At 49.3% G+C, this 19,359-nt stretch carries 21 protein-coding genes; all 21 read left to right on the top strand.

Translation table 11 applies throughout. The annotated features are described in order from the left end of the window. Positions 1–110 precede the first annotated feature (110 nt). Positions 111–1,577, top strand: coding sequence for a transposase (locus tag M1P90_RS05755; RefSeq protein WP_483701693.1), 1,467 nt, complete (start codon positions 111–113; stop codon positions 1,575–1,577). Between the two features lie 433 nt (positions 1,578–2,010). Further along, positions 2,011–2,619: an NUDIX hydrolase gene (locus M1P90_RS05750; RefSeq protein ID WP_483701692.1), complete on the top strand. Its 609-nt coding sequence runs from the start codon at positions 2,011–2,013 to the stop codon at positions 2,617–2,619. Positions 2,620–2,660: 41 nt separating this feature from the next. After that, positions 2,661–2,813: a hypothetical protein gene (locus M1P90_RS05745; RefSeq protein ID WP_483701691.1), complete on the top strand. Its 153-nt coding sequence runs from the start codon at positions 2,661–2,663 to the stop codon at positions 2,811–2,813. 102 nt (positions 2,814–2,915) lie between these two features. After that, a complete protein-coding gene (locus M1P90_RS05740; RefSeq protein WP_483701690.1) occupies positions 2,916–3,086 on the top strand; it encodes a hypothetical protein in 171 nt (56 codons plus the stop codon). A gap of 54 nt (positions 3,087–3,140) precedes the next feature. Then, positions 3,141–3,410 carry a transposase gene (locus M1P90_RS05735; protein WP_483701689.1) on the top strand — a complete coding sequence of 90 codons (270 nt, stop codon included), beginning with the start codon at positions 3,141–3,143 and terminating at the stop codon, positions 3,408–3,410. Positions 3,411–3,412: 2 nt separating this feature from the next. Further along, positions 3,413–4,243: an IS3 family transposase gene (locus M1P90_RS05730; RefSeq protein ID WP_483701688.1), complete on the top strand. Its 831-nt coding sequence runs from the start codon at positions 3,413–3,415 to the stop codon at positions 4,241–4,243. A 29-nt stretch (positions 4,244–4,272) separates the two neighbouring features. Beyond that, the gene (locus M1P90_RS05725; protein ID WP_483701687.1) at positions 4,273–4,572 is read left to right on the top strand and encodes a hypothetical protein; all 300 of its coding nucleotides are present in this window, start codon (positions 4,273–4,275) and stop codon (positions 4,570–4,572) included. Positions 4,573–4,864: 292 nt separating this feature from the next. Next, positions 4,865–6,871 (top strand): hypothetical protein, encoded by a 2,007-nt coding sequence (locus tag M1P90_RS05720; RefSeq protein WP_483701686.1) that lies wholly within the window; start codon positions 4,865–4,867, stop codon positions 6,869–6,871. Positions 6,872–7,101: 230 nt separating this feature from the next. Next, positions 7,102–7,335 carry a DUF433 domain-containing protein gene (locus M1P90_RS05715; protein ID WP_483701685.1) on the top strand — a complete coding sequence of 78 codons (234 nt, stop codon included), beginning with the start codon at positions 7,102–7,104 and terminating at the stop codon, positions 7,333–7,335. Further along, positions 7,332–7,685: a DUF5615 family PIN-like protein gene (locus M1P90_RS05710; RefSeq protein ID WP_483701684.1), complete on the top strand. Its 354-nt coding sequence runs from the start codon at positions 7,332–7,334 to the stop codon at positions 7,683–7,685. The genes M1P90_RS05715 and M1P90_RS05710 overlap by 4 nt, the downstream gene beginning before the upstream one ends. Positions 7,686–8,966: 1,281 nt before the next feature. Next, positions 8,967–9,395, top strand: coding sequence for a hypothetical protein (locus tag M1P90_RS05705; protein WP_483701683.1), 429 nt, complete (start codon positions 8,967–8,969; stop codon positions 9,393–9,395). Positions 9,396–9,708: 313 nt separating this feature from the next. Then, complete coding sequence (locus tag M1P90_RS05700; protein ID WP_483701682.1) at positions 9,709–10,212, top strand: hypothetical protein; 504 nt, start codon at positions 9,709–9,711, stop codon at positions 10,210–10,212. A gap of 999 nt (positions 10,213–11,211) precedes the next feature. After that, on the top strand, positions 11,212–11,982 hold the full coding sequence (locus M1P90_RS05695; protein WP_483701681.1) for an AlbA family DNA-binding domain-containing protein: 771 nt from the start codon (positions 11,212–11,214) through the stop codon (positions 11,980–11,982). Positions 11,983–12,244: 262 nt separating this feature from the next. Then, positions 12,245–13,357, top strand: coding sequence for a three-Cys-motif partner protein TcmP (locus M1P90_RS05690; protein WP_483701680.1), 1,113 nt, complete (start codon positions 12,245–12,247; stop codon positions 13,355–13,357). A 108-nt stretch (positions 13,358–13,465) separates the two neighbouring features. Next, positions 13,466–14,314 (top strand): DUF5131 family protein, encoded by an 849-nt coding sequence (locus M1P90_RS05685; protein ID WP_483701679.1) that lies wholly within the window; start codon positions 13,466–13,468, stop codon positions 14,312–14,314. A 731-nt stretch (positions 14,315–15,045) separates the two neighbouring features. Further along, positions 15,046–15,582 (top strand): imm11 family protein, encoded by a 537-nt coding sequence (locus M1P90_RS05680; protein ID WP_483701678.1) that lies wholly within the window; start codon positions 15,046–15,048, stop codon positions 15,580–15,582. Between the two features lie 247 nt (positions 15,583–15,829). Beyond that, entirely contained in the window at positions 15,830–16,612 is a 783-nt protein-coding gene (locus tag M1P90_RS05675) for a hypothetical protein (protein ID WP_483701677.1), read from the top strand. A gap of 200 nt (positions 16,613–16,812) precedes the next feature. Beyond that, complete coding sequence (locus M1P90_RS05670; RefSeq protein WP_483701676.1) at positions 16,813–17,418, top strand: hypothetical protein; 606 nt, start codon at positions 16,813–16,815, stop codon at positions 17,416–17,418. 277 nt (positions 17,419–17,695) lie between these two features. After that, a complete protein-coding gene (locus M1P90_RS05665; RefSeq protein ID WP_483701675.1) occupies positions 17,696–18,487 on the top strand; it encodes a hypothetical protein in 792 nt (263 codons plus the stop codon). A 256-nt stretch (positions 18,488–18,743) separates the two neighbouring features. After that, the gene (locus M1P90_RS05660) at positions 18,744–19,022 is read left to right on the top strand and encodes a DUF4160 domain-containing protein (RefSeq protein WP_483701674.1); all 279 of its coding nucleotides are present in this window, start codon (positions 18,744–18,746) and stop codon (positions 19,020–19,022) included. Continuing rightward, positions 18,979–19,296, top strand: coding sequence for a DUF2442 domain-containing protein (locus M1P90_RS05655; protein WP_483701673.1), 318 nt, complete (start codon positions 18,979–18,981; stop codon positions 19,294–19,296). The genes M1P90_RS05660 and M1P90_RS05655 overlap by 44 nt, the downstream gene beginning before the upstream one ends. The last annotated feature ends 63 nt before the right edge of the window (positions 19,297–19,359 follow it).

The raw sequence follows: 19,359 nt of genomic DNA, 5'->3' as shown, positions 1-19,359 counted from the left end.
GGCGGGGTACAATTGACGTGGCAACTCGGCACAATGCCTGCGTGCTTGGCTTGCTTCCACCACTCAGGTGGTTTGGTACGGTCACTACTGCATAGAAGATAACGATAGCTATGAACTACCGCTTCCGAAAATTACACCTCTGGATTGCTTTCTGCTTTGCAATTACTCTTGGCGCTTGCTCATTCCGCAGTCACGAAGCGCAGCGTTTCCGTATTACAAACACCAGCGATATTCCTATTGAGCAAGCCATTATTACCTTTCCAAACGAGCGCCTTGTATTTGGTCCACTCGCCCCACACAGCACAAGTCCATATCAAGTCGTGCAGCACGGCGTCTATCGTGACGCGTCCTTTGACTACCATACAGAACACATGTTCAAAAAGCTGATACGCGCCACTTCTGGTATGCTTGTCCTTGCTGACGACCGTTTCCAGTCAGGAGAAGCTCCCATGAGCGACACGTATCGGCGCTATCGTGCCATAAAAGACGGGATTATGCAATTCTATCACCCGCGTCCTCACGGCCATCGCGAAAAGCATCTCAACACCTTGGCTGCCTTGATCTGTGGCTTGGTCGGCGGTCGACACGCCCACCTCTCGCTTTGCGCCGATCACGCACCTACTGGCCGCATCAAGCAAGAAAGTCTGATTGAACGCTTTCGCCGCTGGCTCAAACACGAGCGCCACACCATCGACGGCTGGTTCTCTCCAGTTGCTCGGGAATTGCTCGCCACGCTGGCCAAACAGCCACTCCATCTGGTGATGGATGGCAGTGTGGTCGGACGCGGCTGCATTGCCCTGATGCTGAGTGTGGTCTATCACGGGCGCGCGTTGCCGCTCTGCTGGCTGGTGGTGCAAGGGAGCAAAGGCCATTTTCCTGAACACCTGCATTGTGAACTGCTCTCCCAAGTCAACGCACTCGTGCCTGATGATGCCACCGTGATCTTCTTGGGCGATGGCGAGTTTGATGGCATTGAACTGCAGGCGCAACTCCAGAGCTACGGCTGGCAGTATGTCTGCCGAACCGCCGCAAACATCCTGGTGACCTGCTATGGTGTGAGGTTTCACCTCAGCGCGCTTGAGCCAGCACCAGGCGAGTATCTGGCAGTCAGTCCCGCCGCAATGACGGCGAAACAGTATGGTCCGCTGAGCCTTCTGGCGCTCTGGGACGCGCAGGAGCAGGACGCACTGTATCTCGTCACAAACCTGGCAGATTTGGACGAGGCGGCACGGCTCTACAAAAAGCGAGCGCATATCGAGACCTTCTTTTCTGATCAGAAAAGTCGCGGGTTTCATATCGATAAAAGCCATCTCTCAGAACCAGCGCGGCTCAGTCGCTTCTTGATCGCCTCGTGCTTGGCATATATCTGGATGGTGTATTTGGGCGTGTGTGCGTTGCAAGACGGCTGGATGAAACTGCTGCATCGTGCGGATCGGTGTGATCTCAGTTTGTTTCGGCTGGGAGTGCGGCTGCTTGCTCGCTGTCTCAAGGAAGAGCGACCGATACCCGATGGGTTTCTGGTTCCCTCAGAGCTGCCTGTCACCCTCGTCCGCACATTTCACAAGCCTGCCGTCTAGCCCTGATTTTCTGTATGGTAGTGAAACGCGTCCTATGAACTCACAATACACAACCAGACGCTACAATTCCCAGTTATTGATTGGATCGGCGAACAACCACTTGCAGGGCAAGGATTTACAAGTTATCTCGCATTTGATCTGCAAGCTGCACAGTATCGGCAGATACACGCCAGCATACAAGCGAGTGGAGACTGAGGCAAACAATACAGGCGCCCAACACGCGCTTGCAGCGGACGCCGCTTCGCGTCGAGCAAGATCGTGCGTTTTTCAGCGCCAGTTTCTGCTACAATGTGCTTGCCATCAATCAGTGGCGGCGCCGCTAAAGCGCAACCCGTTAGCCCGCTTCGCCTCAAATGTGGCAGCACGCTTGTCGGGCAACCGCATCATAACGATTCACTAACTCTGAAATCATCGTGCGAAGATGTGCTGAACAATGACTGAACACACCAAAAATATCCAAAAAGACCCCACCGCTCAGGCTCGTATTCAACCCTGGCAGCATCTTGCGACCGAACCGCTCCTCGATCATCCCTGGTGTGGGCTTGTCGAAGATTATGTGGTGCTTCCGTCTGGCAAACGCACGACCTGGTGGCGCTTCAAAGCAACAACAGACTTTGTGTCTGTGCTGTGCATCAATACGGCCCATCAGCTTCTGGTTTCCTATCAATACAACCACCCACCACGCTGTGTGCTGGACGAACTTCCCGGCGGAGGTGTCGAACCAACAGACGCGACTGTTGAAGAAACAGCACGTCGCGAACTGCTTGAAGAAATCGGTCTGTACGCGCATCATATTCAGGCAATCGGTTCGTTTCTCCCAAACAATCGACGTTCGGCAAGTCGCTGTCATGTGTGTCTGGCAACGAAACTTGAACAACAAATCGCATCACCAGAAGAAACGGAGCAGATCGCGTTTGAGTGGATTGATATGAGCGATATCGATCGGCTCATTTGTGATGGAACATTGCAGAATGGAATATTGCTTGCGTCATGGAGCATCTATTGCGCGTATGAAAGGCAATCGCGAAACGAGAATGAGTAATCGATCCGAGAACATCAGTTCGCTTGCGGGCTAACAAGCGCATGCAGCGCGACCGCTTCGCGCCCGAGATCGTTCGGATTTTCATGGTTTTACTGGCGCTTGCGGCGGCTGATGCGCAGGCCGTTGGGTGGCAAAGCCGTACCACTATCATTCAGTTTTTCTTCCCCTTTCAAATAACTTTTAAAATAGACTAATATTTTAAAAGTTTAGGGCACGATTGTTGTAGCTTCTTGAGGTTCAAGATAGCCGCATACCAAATAGTTCAGATGACGCATTAATCCCAAAGGACACTCGATATGGCATATGCCGATCACGTGACGGAAAACGTTTGGAATGAACGATATACATGGCTTCGCCAAATAGACGAACAAACGGCAGGAGTATGGGGTTCTATTGAGCTTAGTCCGCAGGGTACGCTCTTAACTTATGATCTTGAAATTGCCTTTTGTGCAGGAGCATTGTCGTGAGACCAATAAACTGGCCAGGTCAGTATGTTAGGATCCTCCCGCAAGGAGGACGGCATGAAGACCAATCAGCATACGGCCGAACAGATCATCAAGATCCTTGAGCAGGCTGAGAAGGGTGAGCAGACCATCGCGGCGGTATGTCGCGAGCACGCTATTGCTGAGAACACGTTCTACCGCTGGCGCAAAATCTATGGCGGAATGTCCGTCAGCGAGATCCAGCGCCTCAAGGAACTGGAGAAGGAGAACGGCCGTCTCAAACGGCTGCTGGCCGAGCGATTGCTCGAGATTGATTTGCTCAAAGAGTTGCTGGGAAAAAAAGGCTGACGATGGCAGAGCAGCGCGAAGCAGTGCAGTTCTTTGTGGCCGGTGGATTGTCGGTTCAGCGGGCCTGTGCGTTGGTCCACATCCATCGCTCGACCTTCCGTTACGCCGCGCATCCGCTCGATGATACGGGATTACTGAGCCGGATCCAGGCCTTGGCCGAGCAGCACCCCCGCTATGGGTATCGGCGGATCACAGTCTTGCTCAATCGAACCGAGAAGGTCAACCAGAAGCGGGTGCGCCGATTGTGGCGACGGCAGAAACTGCAGGTGCGGCGTGTGATGCGCAAACGCCTGCGCCCACGCCGCCCTGAGCGCTTGCAAGCGGCATATCCCGGCCATATTTGGGCGTATGATTTTGTCGAGGATGCCTTGGCTGATGGCACGCCGCTGCGAATTCTGACGGTTATGGACGAGTTCACCCGTGAAGGGCTGGCGCTGGATGTGGCGCTGACGACCTCGGCGGAGCGAGTAATTGGCGTGCTGACTGCACTGGTTGCGCAGCACGGAGCGCCAGCAAACCTGCGTAGCGACAACGGGCCAGAGTTTGTCGCGATGGCGGTACAGAGCTGGTTGGCGCTATGCGGTGTCCAGACGTTGTATATCGAGCCGGGGAAGCCCTGGCAAAATGGCAAGGAGGAGCGTTTCAATGGAACGGTGCGCGACGAGTGCTTGAACCAGCATATCTTTACCTCGCTGGCTGAGGCGTGTATCCGGCTCGGCACCTTTCGTCACCACTACAACCACGAGCGGCCGCACAGCCAGCTCGGCTATCTGACCCCGCTGGCATTCAAAGCAGCCTGGCTTGAAACCCAGGCAAAACTGCGGGATCCCTAACATTGCCACTTGACCAGTTCCTGGGTCTCATGACAGCATGGATTTCGGTTATTATTTTGGCCCATGCCTCTATTGATGCCACTATTCGCGATACGGACGCGGGCGACTATGAGAGTAACTCCAAGAAGTTGTTTGGCAATGATGACGATCTTCAATGGTTACGATTACTCAGAAACCGTCTTGTTCATGTCGCAAGACCAGATCACCAAGCATCTCTTCCCGCCAAGCTACTTGATGATGTAGCCGCCTTTCAAGAATCCTTTGAGAATAATGCGCGCCGTGCAATGGAGTTAGTCTATCGAAGTATTTATGCCAATCCTGGCACCTAAATCAGCGTCCGTCTTAAAATACAGCGTAAAATGGCTGGCTACCTTAAATGCCACCCAACACGCGCTTGCAGGGGACACCGCTTCGCGTCGAGCGAGATCGTACGTTTTTCACCGCCAGTATCTGCTACAATGTGTTTGCCATCAATCGGTGGCGGCGCCGCTAAAGCGCAACCCGTTCGGCGTCACTATAACTAGTAGAACATTGCATTTATAGTATATCTATGCTATGTTTAACTATCAGCTTATTTTCGTTTCACCTCTTTTCTGTTTGACCTCTTAGGAGAATACAGCCATGCCTTCTGTTGATAAGACAATCACTAATCCAGGCATACACAAACAGTTTGTCATGAGTCAGTTTCCCCAAGAAGAACAAGACATTCTGCGCCGACTTAGTTCAGAGTGGTACTTGACTAATAGTGGCTCTGAATTTCAGCTCGGTTACTCTTCAACTTTTCGATATTTTCTCATGAAGGCAACCCGCGTTTTCAGCGAAATGTTTAATCTTCAACGAGAGATAGTCTGTATTTTTGCTCCCTATGACAATTTTGAGCCAAGAACTTTAGATGCGTTCGATTATGCATTACGTCAATATCAAGCACTGCGTATCGAAAGCGTTTGCAGAGTTTTGATTTGCAAAGATCCAAAAACTGAAGACCTCATAAGTGATATCTTAAAGAATGACCCTGAACGCCCAATCGTAGTACCTTTTACATATCAAGAGTTACAATCTCCCTATGACTCTTTTTTCCTGCGCAATCGATTTAGAAATTACTTTTATACTCGAGATCTTTTTTCGTTTCTATCTCCCCTTAAAACGGATCTTTATTTCTTTGGTAGAAGTGAATTGATACAGGATATTGTTAATCGCCATCAAAATAACGAGAACGCTGGCCTTTTCGGACTGAGAAAAAGTGGAAAAACATCTATTGTTTTTGGAATAGAAAGATTTTTGAAAACACGAGGAAGTCAACATCTCACTATCGACTGTGAAAATCCTTCTATCCACAAACTTCGATGGAATGAGTTACTGCATAGAATAGTTGAGTTTGTAAAAGAAGTTAAGCAGTCTAAATATAAAATATCCGCTCTTGAAGAATATACCGAAAAAGAGGCAAGTCGCAAATTTGAGCAAGATATTTTAGGAATATATCGTTCTAAAAAACAGCAGTCAATACTTTTAATTTTTGACGAAATTGAGAGAATTTCGCCTTATACAGGTTCATCAGTTCATTGGCGAGAAGGCGAGGATTTCGTCTACTTTTGGCAGACAATGCGTTTTTTCTTTCAACGGTACAGTAATATTTTCACGTATTTATTAGTAGGAACTAATCCTGCCTGTATAGAACAACCTAAGTTTGGGGTACATGACAATCCTTTATTTAGCTCCATTCCATTTCAATATGTGCCTGCTTTTGAAATAGAAAAGACGAGAGAAATGGTCAGAAAACTAGGTCGTTATATGGGATTAAAATTTGATGAATCAATTTACAGTAAATTAACCGACGACTTCGGAGGCCATCCTTTTCTCATTCGACATATGAGCAGCACTATTAATGCAATGTGTAACGATGATCGGCCTGGTATCGTGGATAAAGCATTATATGAAAAAGCTAAGGTTAAATTTCTTTCTAATTCAAGGCATTATTTAGACATGATTGTTGACGTTTTAAAAGAATGGTATCCCAGTGAATATGAGATGCTAAATCTTCTTGCTAATGATGATTCGAAAACTTTTGATTTTTATGCAAAAGGATCAAATTATTATACGACACATCTTGTAGGTTATGGTTTATTGCAGTCAAGCAATTCTGGTTATGCTTTTAATATCGAGAGCATGAAAGACTATCTTAGATCTAAGAATCGCTATGTCAATAATCAGCTAACCCGAGAGCAGAAGATTGCAGAAGTTTCTGAAAGAAGAAATTCCTTAGAGAGAAAATTGCGGCAGATTATCCGCAATCAATTAAAAGCTGTTTATGGAAGAAAGTCGGCAGGAGAAAAAGTTGTTGCTGCTCTTCCAGAGAATCGCAGAGAAAAGCTACCTAATAAGGATATTGACCACCTTTTACATATTGAAAACAGTCCATTATTCTTTCTAGATTTAAGAAATATCATATCAAGGGAGTGGGATATTTTCAAAAATATATTTGAGGTTGAAAAGAAAAAATTAGAAGTTATTATGGAAGACATTAATGATGGGCGTATTGATGCCCATTCCAAGTCTACAGATGAAGATCAGTTTACTCAATTGCGATTACATTTTAAGAAGCTCGAAAATATCTTAGAAGATTGGATCTAATTTCTCCCTATTGATATCACAAATAATATCAAAACGCCGAACACGGCGTTGCAGTTGACCGCTTCGCGCGCAAGATCGCCGGTTTTTTGATAGAAGCCTGAGCAGCGCGCTCGCCGCAACTGAACGCCAACCCGTTAGCCGGGAACCCCCGCTCTGCTCCCGAAAACGGATTGACGCTTCCCGTCGAACCTCGTATACTCATACTCAGTTTTCATCTTTGGAGGCCGACTATGGAAGACCTTCTCCAGCGTATTACCGTCAATCCCAATATGGCGTTTGGTAAACCTACCATTCGCGGCTTACGCTATTCAGTTGAATGGCTTCTCGAACTGTTAAGCTCTGGCATGTCTCAACAAGAAATTCTGGCAGATTACGAGGATCTTGAACCAGCTGATATCTATGCAGCTTTAGCCTACGCTGCAAAACTCGCTCAAATTAAGCGTGTCGTCGCGGTGGCTGGATGAACTTCGTCATCGACGCGCAACTTCCGCGTCGCCTTGTCCGTCTCTTCCAAGAGTATGGGCATGCTGCTTTTCATACCCTGGATCTTCCGCATCGCAACTTAACCAATGATGATGAAATCATGCAGTTCGCAGATGCCCACGACTGTATTGTCATTACCAAAGACTCGGATTTTGTTGACGCCTTTTATCTGCAACATCGGCCTCACAAGCTCTGGCTTCTCTCGACCGGGAACATCTCTAATCCCGAATTAGAAGCACTCATTCGTGCAAACATCGATCAGGTCATTTTGCTCTTTCAACAGTATCACTTTGTTGAACTCAATCGAATGGACGTAATCGTTCATATATAGCCGTGCCACGAGCCCGGCTAACATTGCGTTCCAGCCGACGCCGCTTCGCGTCGGGCAAGATCATGGCTTTTTTGAAAGCTAGTATCGGCCCTGTTGATTTCCCGATCTATTAGTGCGGCGCGGCTGAACGCCGGCGTTGGGCGTGTCTCGTTTCGCAGGTTGTCTTGATCTCGCGGGTCGCTTTCTGTCTTTTTGGCATACCAGCGCCTTGCTGTTACGAAGGAACGAATCGAGCGTGGGATGAATGCCCGTTGTGCCGCGTGATTCCACTCAACGCCTTCTCAACCCCACGTGGTACGAGCGCCCGTTGTGCTGAAGTGATTCTGGGCAGCGCTTTTGCAACCCTGATGCAGACAAAAGCCGGTTCTTTTCCGCGTGGTCGCGACAACGTCTTCTCAACCCGGCGTGGTACGAACGCTCGTTGTGCCGCGTGGTTCCGTTCAGGGTTTTCACAACCCGGCGTGATGCGAGCGCTCGTGGTGCTGAATGTGATTCCGTCAGCGTGGTTCTGCCAAACGCAGTTGTTCTTCTCGCTTCATCGTGGGTAGTTCATGCCTCAACTCGGCTGTTTATCAAAGCGCTCGCCCAACACGCGCTTGCAGCGGACGCCGCTTCGCGTCGAGCGAGATCGTCGTTTTTCAAGTGCCAATATCTGCTACAATGTGGCTGCCATCTATCGGGGCGGCGCCGCTAAAGCGCAACCCGTTGGGCGTGTCTCGTTTCGCAGGTTGTCTTGATCTCGCAGGTCACTTTCTGTCTTTTCGGCAGAAGAACGCAGTGCAACTCCGAAGGAACGAATCGAGCGTGGGATGAAAGCTCGTTGTGCCGTGTGATTCCAGTCAGTGTTTTCTCAACCCTGCGTGGTGCGAATGCTCGTGGTGCTGGCGTGATTCCGGTCAGCGTCTCGCTCATTTCAAGGTGATTCAAAAGCTCGTTATGCCGCGTGGTTCCTTTCAAGGCATTCGCAACCCTGCGTGGAATGAAGGCTCGTTGTGCTGAATGTGGTTCCGGTCAACGTGATTCCGCTGAGCGCAGCTGCTCGTGTCGCTTTAAGGTCTGTGGCTCATGCTTCAGTTTGGCTTTCTATGGAAGTTCACGCCCAACACGCGCTTGCAGCGGACGCCGCTTCGCGTCGAGCAAGATCGGGCGTTTTTCAGCGCCAGTATCTGCTACAATGTCGTTGCCATTTATTGGTGGCGGCGCCGCTAAAGCGCAACCCGTTGGGCGCAGCATCACTCACGCTCACGCACTCAATTACATGCATGTAGGAATAGCTCACGTATGCAGTCTTCCACGGACCAAACACCGACATCATCTTTTGCTCGACCAGTGGGGATTACCGCTCTTGTTTTCCTCTACGCCGCTGTTGCACTCCTCTGCTTTGCCAGTACGATTTGGCTCATCCTCTCGCTCTGGTTCGAACATTCTTGGATGAGCATCTCAATACAACAACTCACTCCCCCAATCTACGCGTTTATCGTCGGTAATGTACTGCTCCGATACTTTGCCTACGGCCTCTGGCATATGCGTTCCGGTCCTTATATTGTTTCTCTTTTCTTGTTTGCATTGCTGATGGCGGTTTGCTTTATCATTGGCCTCACTGGAGTGACCTGGGGATTTATTCTGTTGATAGGGGTCAGTATTATCTTTGGCTATCTGATTCGCGGAAGTATCTGGTGGCAATTTCATCCACAGTCACGAAAAGAATAATTGCGTAGTACGAATGCGTAAATCATCATATTCGCTAATAATGTTCAACACGAAAGATGCCGTGCCGTTGACGCGCCCAACACGCGCTTGCAGCGGACGCCGCTTCGCGTCGAGCGAGATCGAGCGTTTTTCAGCGTCAGTTTCTGCTACAATGTTACAGCCATCTATCGGTGGCGGCGCCGCTAAAGCGCAACCCGTTGGGCCGCAGCATCAAAGCGTGTACTATAATACTACCCCTGATGTAAAAGTACGCAGGAGTCTAGATCACTTTTGTACCAAGCACTCTATTCCACGACGATTGTGATGGAAGTCCATGAATCTCTGGTCCACCTTCCACAGTATCTTTGATACTGACGATGGCTCTCTTCCAGAAATCGCTATTGCCCATATTACGCCAGCTGGTTTGGCTGACGTATGGATGTACTTACGAACAGCTGCCGTCGAATATGCCGGCGATAATTGGTTTTGGCATCACAGTACTGAACGCGAAACGCCGCTTGACTCAGTCCAGAATGCGGCCGCGTTAGTCGTAATCGGTGAAGCCGAGATCTTCCACACCGTGCTTAATGGTATTTCCTTTTTCGGCAGCGTTATTCCGGATCTTGGCGTGTTCGTTTTTCAAGATGCAATTGTGCTTGATTACCGCATGGGGCACGATTGGAATGCCGCGAACTTGACAGCCCTGTTTGAACTCTTGCGACAGATTCAAAACATTGAACCAGGTGCGCAGATTTCGCTCTCGCCAACGTTCTTCCATCCCAAATGGCGGGCAGAGTTTCAGGCTGCATTTGCCGAATACATCCAGCGAGCTGAATAGCACGCACATGAACCATCAACGTAGCCCCCGGTCATACTGCCAGTATCGGCTGCTGCCCAACACGCGCTTGCAGCGGACGCCGCTTCGCGTCGAGCGAGATCGTGCGTTTTTCAGCGCCAGCATCTGCTACAATGTGGTTGCCATCAATCGGTGGCGGCGCCGCTAAAGCGCAACCCGTTGGGCGTAGCCCATCAATCTCATCTCAGATGGCATGACACTGCTATGCTCTACTTCTGATCGGCGGCTTCAACCAGCAGAAAGTTCTGGCTATGGGTGTTCACATACCTGACCCAGCTTCTATTTCTTGGATCTGGCACGATGCCTCTCTTGATCGCCTGCAGATCGACTGGTCAACCCAAGGTGATATGCAGGTTGTACTCCACACCGAACTCAATCCTGAAGAAGACGTATCAGAACTCACCAGTTTGGGCATTGACTCGCGATTTGTCAGTATACAATTTGGAGCAGTGTGGCGGTTTCAAACTGACAGTACTGGCGATTATGCTGGCATATCGACGATTGATGCTTGGGATGTACGCATACAATCATCTTTACTTGCGCTCGTAAACCATCAACGCCCGCCAATACCAGGATTAGTACATCATCACATTACGACATCCAATGGTTCGACATTCGACATCGTCTGTACTGACATACGCATTGAGATGTGTGATACACCGAGTAAGGGTTGAAAAATACCCGAATGATATATAGCCTCAAAATCGAATATATGATCCAATGGTATACTCATACTTGTAAAGATAAGGCTCGGCTACGCCCAACACGCGCTTGCAGCGGACGCCGCTTCGCGTCGAGCAAGATCGTGCGTTTTTCAGCGCCAGTTTCTGCTACAATGTGGTTGCCATCAATCAGTGGCGGCGCCGCTAAAGCGCAACCCGTTCGGCGCACAAGACTCTACATCCTTTGTCGCGTACTCAATATAGCGTCCTAAAGCTAATCGCAGATAGACGCCTTTTGCTACTTTGCACGGAGTTCTTAATGACTAAAATGAGCAAATCACTACACGAAGAATTTGCACAGTTTTTCGAGCATCCCACGCGGGACAGTTTTCGCGATTTGATAAAAAAGAATTTTGGAGAGAATAGACAAATTGATTTTAAGGAAGAGTGGCCTGACTTGCCCAAGATTGCGCGGCATATTTTGGCTTTGGGAAATTCTGGAGGTGGCGCTTTAATAATTGGCGTTGCAGAGAAAGATGATGGTTCTATCGAAGCAACAGGGATCTTAGCCATCAAAGATAAGACGGACATTATCCAAGGCGTTCGAAAGTTTCTTCCTCACCAGCTCGAATATGAAATTCTTGATTTTTCCTTTCATTCGAGTGATTATCAAGCGATCCAAGGAAAAAACTTTCAAGTCGTTCTCATCGAAGATCTTCCACAGTATTTGCCGTTTGTATGTCAGGCCGATACAGATAGGCTTCGTCGAGCAGCTATTTATGTCCGCCGATCTACAAACTCTGAAGAAGCTTCATATGAAGAATTACAAGACATTATTAACAGGCGCATAGAAACAACATATTCTTCTAGCAAGGAACTTAACCTTGATGAAGAAATGGCCGAGCTTAAAGCTTTATACAGTCAACTTCGACCAAGCCGTGATCGCAGAATTACAATGGCTGGTTTTGGCCTTCTTTTTGAAGCGAACCCTAATTACCCTAAAGAAGATTTTGATGCTTTTACTAACCGTATGATTGGTTTGAAAAAACAGCGAATAGAAAGATTACTCAAGGTGGAAGATAATAAATAAACAACCCTATTCGACAAGTGCGCGCCGAACACGGCGTTGCAGTTGACCGCTTCGCGCGCGAGATCGCCCGTTTTTGATAGAAGCCTGAGCGGCGCGCTTGCGACAACTGAACGCCAACCCGTTAGCTGGCAGCTTACTATTGCCTTCTCTGTATTTCTACGCGAATCCTTTAAATGAGTTTTGGCGTTCCTCTTTATAGACACCCTGCCCACGCCGGCTGATTGCCCCGTATGCACTACTTCTACATTCAAGGGGGTTTAATATGGCGAGTTCTTGGTTTGACGATCCCACAGATCAATCAGTTGTGAAAGCTACCATCGTTTCCAAATATTTTGGTGCTTGGGCACGCGTAATTATGTCTTCAATAAAGGATGCCAACGGAAAGATAGCATATATCGATCTGTTTGCAGGGCCGGGGCGATACGAGAACGGCACTAAATCAACACCATTACTTGTACTGGAGACAGCTATTCAGGATGCGCGGCTGCGACAAATGCTTGTCACGATATTCAACGACAAAGACGAGCAGAACGCGCGCTCATTGGTAGAAGCGATCGCGCAACTTTCAGATGTTGATACATTGCGCTACGCTCCAATAGTACACAACCACGAAATCGGCGACAATATCGTCAACCAGTTCGAGCGCATGCGTCTTATACCGACGCTTATATTTGTCGATCCTTGGGGCTACAAAGGACTTTCTCTTCGGCTGGTCAATGCAGTTATGAAGGACTGGGGGTGCGACTGTATTTTTTTCTTCAACTACAATCGCATCAACATGGGTCTTAACAACGAAGCCGTTGAAGAACATATGGATGCGCTTTTTGGCTCAGATAGGGCCGAACAGCTACGAACAAAACTACTTGCACAAAAGCCTTCGGATCGCGAACTTATGATCGTCGAGGAACTCAGCCAAGCGCTTAAGGGATATGGCCGAAGGTATGTTCTGCCATTTCGCTTCAGAAACGAAAAAGGTAATCGCACAAGTCATCATTTGATCTTTGTGAGTAAGCATTTTAGGGGCTATGAGATCATGAAAGAGATAATGGCGAAGGAGAGTTCTGCGAGGACACAAGGGGTAGCTTCCTTTGAATATAATCCTGCTGATGCACGACAGCCTCTTCTATTTGAGTTATCAACCCCCATAGATGAGCTTGCAGACGACCTCTTGAAATGCTTTACGAACCGGACGTTATCAATGAAGCGTATCTACGAAGAACATAATGTCGGTAAGCCATTTATTCGCCGAAACTACAAGGACGTGCTAATGCAGCTTGAAGCAAGTGGGCGCATTACAGCAAATCCGCCAGCGACCAAACGTAAACCTAATACATTCGGTGATGATGTCTTGGTCACATTTCACACTACTAGATGATAGAGCAGTTTAATATGCCCTCCTCATCGCTTGACGCATAAGAACATTTGTTCTATAATTAAAGTCGGGTTATAATGCCCTGCTGCCATACAACGATGAGGGACGCACATGGGCCAGCAATCAACAATTGAGTGGACAGATCATACGTTTAATCCGTGGTGGGGATGTACAAAAGTATCCCCTGGCTGCACCCATTGCTACGCAGAAACCTGGTCAGAACGATATGGTCATGATATTTGGGGACCTCGTAAATCTCGACGTACCTTTAGCGAGCATCATTGGCAAGACCCACTCCGATGGAATCGGTCAGCGACGCAGCAAGGTCATCGGATGCGCGTGTTCTGCGCGTCAATGGCGGATGTCTTCGAAGACAACCCGAGTATTGAGTCCGAGCGTCGTCGGTTATGGTCGCTTATTGCGGAGACGCCGATGCTCGATTGGCTACTTCTCACAAAGCGTCCGGAAAACATGCTTCGATTTACACCGTGGAAAGATTCTTGGCCAAGTAACGTTTGGGCAATGACAAGTGTAGAAAATCAGGAGTACGCTGACGAGCGCATTCCTGTGTTGTCTCAGGTGCCCGCTATTGTACGTGGATTATCAGTTGAGCCGTTATTAGGGCCTGTGGACTTACGACCGTGGCTTGATCATATACAGTGGGTTATCGTTGGTGGCGAGAGTGGGCGTGAGGCGCGACCAATAAATCCACTCTGGGTGCGCAATATCCGAGATCAGTGTCTAGCTGCCAATGTCCCTTTCTTTTTCAAGCAGTGGGGTGAGTGGTCGCCGGTCACCTCTGATACTAACGCTTATGAGCAATTACTACTTACAGACAATAATTTCCGCGAACATATGCATCGTTCAGGAAAGAAGGCTTCGGGCCGATTACTTGATGACAAGACATGGGATGCATTGCCTGTCGTAGACGAGGCAGAGCATTCAATGAAAATCCCCTAAAAGCTGCCAGCTAACAAGCCCATGCAGCGGACGGCGCTTTGCGCCCACAAGATCGTAGCTTTTTTGAAAGTTGGAATTAATCCAAGCGCCTCCCGATCTACCTGTGCGCCGCCGCTGATGGGCATGCCGTTCGGCGCGTCTCGTTTCTGAGGTTGTCTCGGTCTCGAATAGCGTTTTATTGAGTTGTAGCAAAACAACGCAGTGCCGCTACGAATACACGAATCGAACGTGAGGTGAAGGCACGTTGTGCCACGTGATTCCAGTCAGCGTTTTCTCAACTCCGCGTGGTGCGAGTGCCCGTTATGCTGGCGTGGTTTCGTTCAACGCCTGGTTCACACCAGTGTGATTCGAAAGCTCGTTATGCCGCGTTGTTCCAGTCAGCGCTTTCTCAACCCTGCGTGGTATGGGCGCTCGTTGTGCTGAATGTGATTCCGGTCAACGTGATTCCGCCGAGCGCAGCTGCTCGTGTCGCATCAACGCTGGCCGAACATGCTTCAGCTTGGCTTTCTATCGAGGCTCACGCCCAACACGCGCTTGCAGCGGACGCCGCTTCGCGTCGTGCGAGATCGGGGTTATTTTCCGCGCCGGTATCTGCTACAATGTGCTTGCCATTTATTGCAGCGGCGCCGCTAAAGCGCAACCCGTTGGGCACGGGCCATCAAGTGCCTTCGCCACCAAAAAGCTGCTGTACTGATTGCTTCTTGTGAACCAGTTGAAGGAGATGGCACACTATGGCGATCTGGGAAATCTCATTCGACCCCGACACTTTCCAGCACTTAGTGCTTCCTAATGCAGCGCACGACATCTCCCGCCTCGTATCAAACGGCTGGTTCCAAGGCGCAATTATCGGTGCAGCCTGGATACCACTTGCGGTGGAGCTATCACCAGATGGTTTACCTGGCGATTTTCCCTCCCTCGGTGGCACACCACTGGTCTTTTCTGAACGTGCTGTGCGCCTCCTCTCGCCGCTAATAGTCAATTGTGTCGAGTTGCTGCCACTTAACTGTTCAACCCAAGCGCTTTATGTTGTCAACGTCACCAAAGTACTTGACTGTCTCGATCACACGCAATCACGATTCAAACAATTCTCTGATGGGCAACGGATAATGCGCATTGAGAAATATGTCTTTCAAGAGCCCTGTATTCATCAAGCACATATCTTTAAGATACCTGAGCAAATCCGCAATCGGCACTATATGTCTGACAGCTTCAAAGCAACGGTAGAAATGAACGATCTTCAAGGAATGGTATTTCATCAAATTGCATAATTACGGCGTATAACTTGAGCGTACAAGGCATTATTGACAGATTCACGGAAAAGTATAGCCCGAGTCCGCGCCCAACACGCGCTTGCAGCGGACGCCGCTTCGCGTCGAGCGAGATCGTGCGTTTTTCAGCGCCACTATCTGCTACAATGTGACTGCCATTTACCAGCAGCGGCACCGCTAAAGCGCAACCCGTTCGGCGGCTTCACAAAGCGCAATTCTAGATTGATAGGATAAACGGAGACTTGTCATGGCTGGTGAAGAATGGGCACGTCGAATTGTGCAGAAAGAACTGAAACGAAAAGTTGAACTCCACGATGATGGTAGTAAACCTGGAATGTATGATCTTCGTATTGGCCTATCGAATAAACCTGAGGTGGCGATTGAATGTGTTGGCGCAGTCGATAGAGCATTTACTGAAACATGGAATGTCGGTCCAGCTAAAGGAGCTTTGGAACTTTCTGTTAAGGGTGATTGGATCATTACGATTAATAGAGAAGCACGTGTTAAGGTAATTAAACAACACATCGAACAACTTCTTCAAGAGATAGAAGCACGTGGTATTAAAGATCTTCGTGCAGATTATCTTCTCAGATGGCAAGATGAACCACTATTTGTTAAATTAACAGAGTTTGGCATTACCCACGTTTCTTGCTATCGTGTGAAGGGTACAGGTAAAGTTCACTTTGGCATGCCCGGGATTGGTGGAGCAGTTGATGAACAAGGAAATTCGGTACCAGAATGGATTGGCTCATTTCTTCGCAATCCTGCCTATCAAGATGTCTTATCAAAGCTTCAACGCTCCGGTGCGCCAGAACGCCACGTATTTGTACTCGTTAGTTTTGCCGGTACGCCTTGGTCAGTAGAATCATATTTGACAGGATCTCTCGATTTGACACCGAGCCAACCACCGGATTTACCAGACCTTGTCACAGGTGTTTGGGTTGCGTCAGTATTAGGCCAGAAAGGTCTGCGATGGGATGGAACCACTTGGCAATTATTCCAAACGCGAGGTGAAGGTATCGATGGTTAGCCGTCGGCCGCCGCCGAACACGGCGTTGCAGTTGACCGCTTCGCGCGCAAGATCGCCCGTTTTTTGAGAGAAGCTTGAGCAGCGCGCTCGCGGCAACTGAACGCCAACCCGTTAGCTGGCAAGCCATCATTCTACTATCTTACTTAACCGCACTGGTATGACTGGCGTGGCTACTTAGACAATATCCTCTTTCTGAAGATATGCAATTTCATTTTACCGATCCAGATGTGTGGACTGGCGGCTTTTACGAACTTATTCTCGAGTTGCCGTCCCAAGATAATCTGACGACTGCGAATGCTCTCGCTGCTTTGTGGGGTAGTCCCCAATTATCCGGCTGCTATGCATGTCACGATATTGAACCGACTCAGCAAGTTACACTCACACTCAACAGCCTTCCTATCGAAGGCCATCTCTATGGTATTGCTACCCTCAATGATAAGCAACGCTGCGTCTGTGGAACCTATACGATCCATTTTGAAAACGAAGGACGCTGGCTTGGCATCTATATGCCGATGAGTGCATTAGCGAGGATCTATTCTCTTGATGGCTATCCATTTGGCACTGCTGCACCACAACTTGAACGCACGCTGAAGACCATAAATGAGTGGTTCTACACCATCGCCGAAGAGATGTACAAGCGCATTCCATTCACATTCGGCGTCATCGGCTTCGAGCCTGATTTCAGCGCCGCGAAAGTACAAGTCGCGCAGGGAATACCAAAAGTGCGTTGGGATGGTTTCGTGATGCCTACGAATGATCGCTTGCTTTGGTATCCACCAACCGAGTATGGCACGCAATATACGTAATGATCTTCAGATTCAAACAGTACCAAACTCGCCAGCTAACACGCGCTTGCAGCGGACGCCGCTTCGCGTCGAGCGAGATCGGTGTTATTTTTCGCCTCGGTATCTGCTACAATGTGCCTGCCATTTATTGCAGCGGCGCCGCTAAAGCGCAACCCGTTGGGTGGCTTCCCTTCAATCAAACCTCAGTTTGCAACTTGATTTTACTTCACCGCAATGATATGGTATGCTCCGCCACCAATACCAACAAGTATGGCTTTCCTATAGCTCGGACCGTGTCATGGATGACGCTCAGTTTCACAACTTTACCCATACGCTTCAGACGACTCTTGCTTCCGATAAGCGCGTGCTCGCGCTCGTAGCAATTGGCTCGCTTGCACATCCCGAACGTATGGACCGCTGGTCTGATCACGATTTCTGGGTCGTCACAACCGCAGAAGCTCAAACCGACTTTCTCTCCAATCTGTCCTGGCTGCCCGATCATACCGAGATTGCCTTGGCGCTTCGTCCTGCTCAGCAATACTACACCGTGCTCTACTCATCTGGCCATATCGCTGAGTTTGCTGTTTTTGGACCGCATGATCTTTCACGTGGTCGTCTCACCGATTTTCACATGCTCTTTGACAAGCAGGATGTCACGGCACGGTTGAAGGCGACGGTCGCGCAGGTACAGGAGGAACAGCACAACGGCTATAATGCCACAGCCGCTTTCGGTCATTTTCTCGTGACACTGTGTACTGGCGTCAATCGGGCGGCGCGTGGTGAGCGATTGAGTGCCCAAGCGTACATCTTCCACTACGCAATTGATGAGCTCGTGACGCTGATAACGCATCACATTCCCGCACAGCGGTCGGATCAAGCAGACTCATTCGATTCACTGCGACGATTTGAACAACGCTATCCGGATCTCAGCGCGAAGCTGATTCGCTTGCTGGTACTGCCTCCGAGTGCGGCCGCTCGACAACTGCTTGATCTTGCGGAAGAGCTGTTTATGAATACCGCGTTTATCATACATCCGCAAGCACTGGAAACGACACGCGCCCTGATTGCAAATGCAGAACAAGTTGATTGAAGCGTAAGAAGCGCAACACCGAGGAAGCCCACCCAACACGGCGTTGCAGTTGACCGCTTCGCGCGCAAGATCGCCCGTTTTTGAGAGAAGCCTATGCAGCGCGCTTGCGGCAACTGAACGCCAACCCGTTGGGCGCTTTCCTTATCTATCGCCTCCAGCGCTATTTGGCACTTGCTTCTTCCTGCCAAGACCAGAACCTGGTCTCTCATCTCATCATTTTTCCAGGCATATTCCCGTATGGTATACTCTGTCTTGGATGATCTGTTTGAGTAGATGTGCAATGCCAACCGCACTCCGTATCGGGCCGTACCGTTTCTATTTTTACTCGTATGATTGTGGAGAACCTCGCCACATGCATGTCGACCGCGGCCACCTGAGTGCCAAACTTTGGCTTGATCCAGACATCTATGTGGCTGATAATCACGGCTATTCGCGAAGAGAGTTACGGGAGATCGAACGGATCGCCCGCGACCATTTGGAGTATCTGCGCAATGAGTGGGACAGATTCTGCATCGGTTCTGATAGCTCCACCTAGAGCGACTCATGTTGCCATCACCGATGATACACTCACGGTCGATCTCGAAGACGGCCGCACAATTTCCGTACCAATTGGCTGGTTTCCGCGTCTTGCCCACGGAACAGAGGCCGAGCGCGCGAATGTGGAAATTGCTGGCGCAGGTTTCGGCTTGCATTGGCCGGATCTTGATGAGGATATTGGTGTTGAGGGATTATTGGTTGGACGAAAATCGAGCGAAAGCCCCGCATCATTTGCTCGGTGGTTAGAACAACGACGCACGTCCCACACCTAAAGCGTCGCATTGTCAGATGTTCTCACCACGATCATTGGCTCGGTATGCTCACGCGCCCAACAC

The organism is Kouleothrix sp. 19917, from assembly GCF_057073505.1.
This window is presented reverse-complemented; position numbering and strand designations above follow the sequence as displayed.

Coding starts and splice junctions, on each gene's coding strand:
- M1P90_RS05740 (WP_483701690.1), top strand. CDS start 2,916: ATGGCATATGCCGATCACGTGACGGAAAACGTTTGGAATGAACGATAT.
- M1P90_RS05745 (WP_483701691.1), top strand. CDS start 2,661: ATGCAGCGCGACCGCTTCGCGCCCGAGATCGTTCGGATTTTCATGGTT.
- M1P90_RS05725 (WP_483701687.1), top strand. CDS start 4,273: ATGACAGCATGGATTTCGGTTATTATTTTGGCCCATGCCTCTATTGAT.
- M1P90_RS05720 (WP_483701686.1), top strand. CDS start 4,865: ATGCCTTCTGTTGATAAGACAATCACTAATCCAGGCATACACAAACAG.
- M1P90_RS05715 (WP_483701685.1), top strand. CDS start 7,102: ATGGAAGACCTTCTCCAGCGTATTACCGTCAATCCCAATATGGCGTTT.
- M1P90_RS05655 (WP_483701673.1), top strand. CDS start 18,979: ATGAGTGGGACAGATTCTGCATCGGTTCTGATAGCTCCACCTAGAGCG.
- M1P90_RS05735 (WP_483701689.1), top strand. CDS start 3,141: ATGAAGACCAATCAGCATACGGCCGAACAGATCATCAAGATCCTTGAG.
- M1P90_RS05680 (WP_483701678.1), top strand. CDS start 15,046: ATGGCGATCTGGGAAATCTCATTCGACCCCGACACTTTCCAGCACTTA.
- M1P90_RS05705 (WP_483701683.1), top strand. CDS start 8,967: ATGCAGTCTTCCACGGACCAAACACCGACATCATCTTTTGCTCGACCA.
- M1P90_RS05710 (WP_483701684.1), top strand. CDS start 7,332: ATGAACTTCGTCATCGACGCGCAACTTCCGCGTCGCCTTGTCCGTCTC.
- M1P90_RS05660 (WP_483701674.1), top strand. CDS start 18,744: ATGATCTGTTTGAGTAGATGTGCAATGCCAACCGCACTCCGTATCGGG.
- M1P90_RS05750 (WP_483701692.1), top strand. CDS start 2,011: ATGACTGAACACACCAAAAATATCCAAAAAGACCCCACCGCTCAGGCT.
- M1P90_RS05665 (WP_483701675.1), top strand. CDS start 17,696: ATGGATGACGCTCAGTTTCACAACTTTACCCATACGCTTCAGACGACT.
- M1P90_RS05685 (WP_483701679.1), top strand. CDS start 13,466: ATGGGCCAGCAATCAACAATTGAGTGGACAGATCATACGTTTAATCCG.
- M1P90_RS05755 (WP_483701693.1), top strand. CDS start 111: ATGAACTACCGCTTCCGAAAATTACACCTCTGGATTGCTTTCTGCTTT.
- M1P90_RS05670 (WP_483701676.1), top strand. CDS start 16,813: ATGCAATTTCATTTTACCGATCCAGATGTGTGGACTGGCGGCTTTTAC.
- M1P90_RS05690 (WP_483701680.1), top strand. CDS start 12,245: ATGGCGAGTTCTTGGTTTGACGATCCCACAGATCAATCAGTTGTGAAA.
- M1P90_RS05695 (WP_483701681.1), top strand. CDS start 11,212: ATGACTAAAATGAGCAAATCACTACACGAAGAATTTGCACAGTTTTTC.
- M1P90_RS05700 (WP_483701682.1), top strand. CDS start 9,709: ATGAATCTCTGGTCCACCTTCCACAGTATCTTTGATACTGACGATGGC.
- M1P90_RS05730 (WP_483701688.1), top strand. CDS start 3,413: ATGGCAGAGCAGCGCGAAGCAGTGCAGTTCTTTGTGGCCGGTGGATTG.
- M1P90_RS05675 (WP_483701677.1), top strand. CDS start 15,830: ATGGCTGGTGAAGAATGGGCACGTCGAATTGTGCAGAAAGAACTGAAA.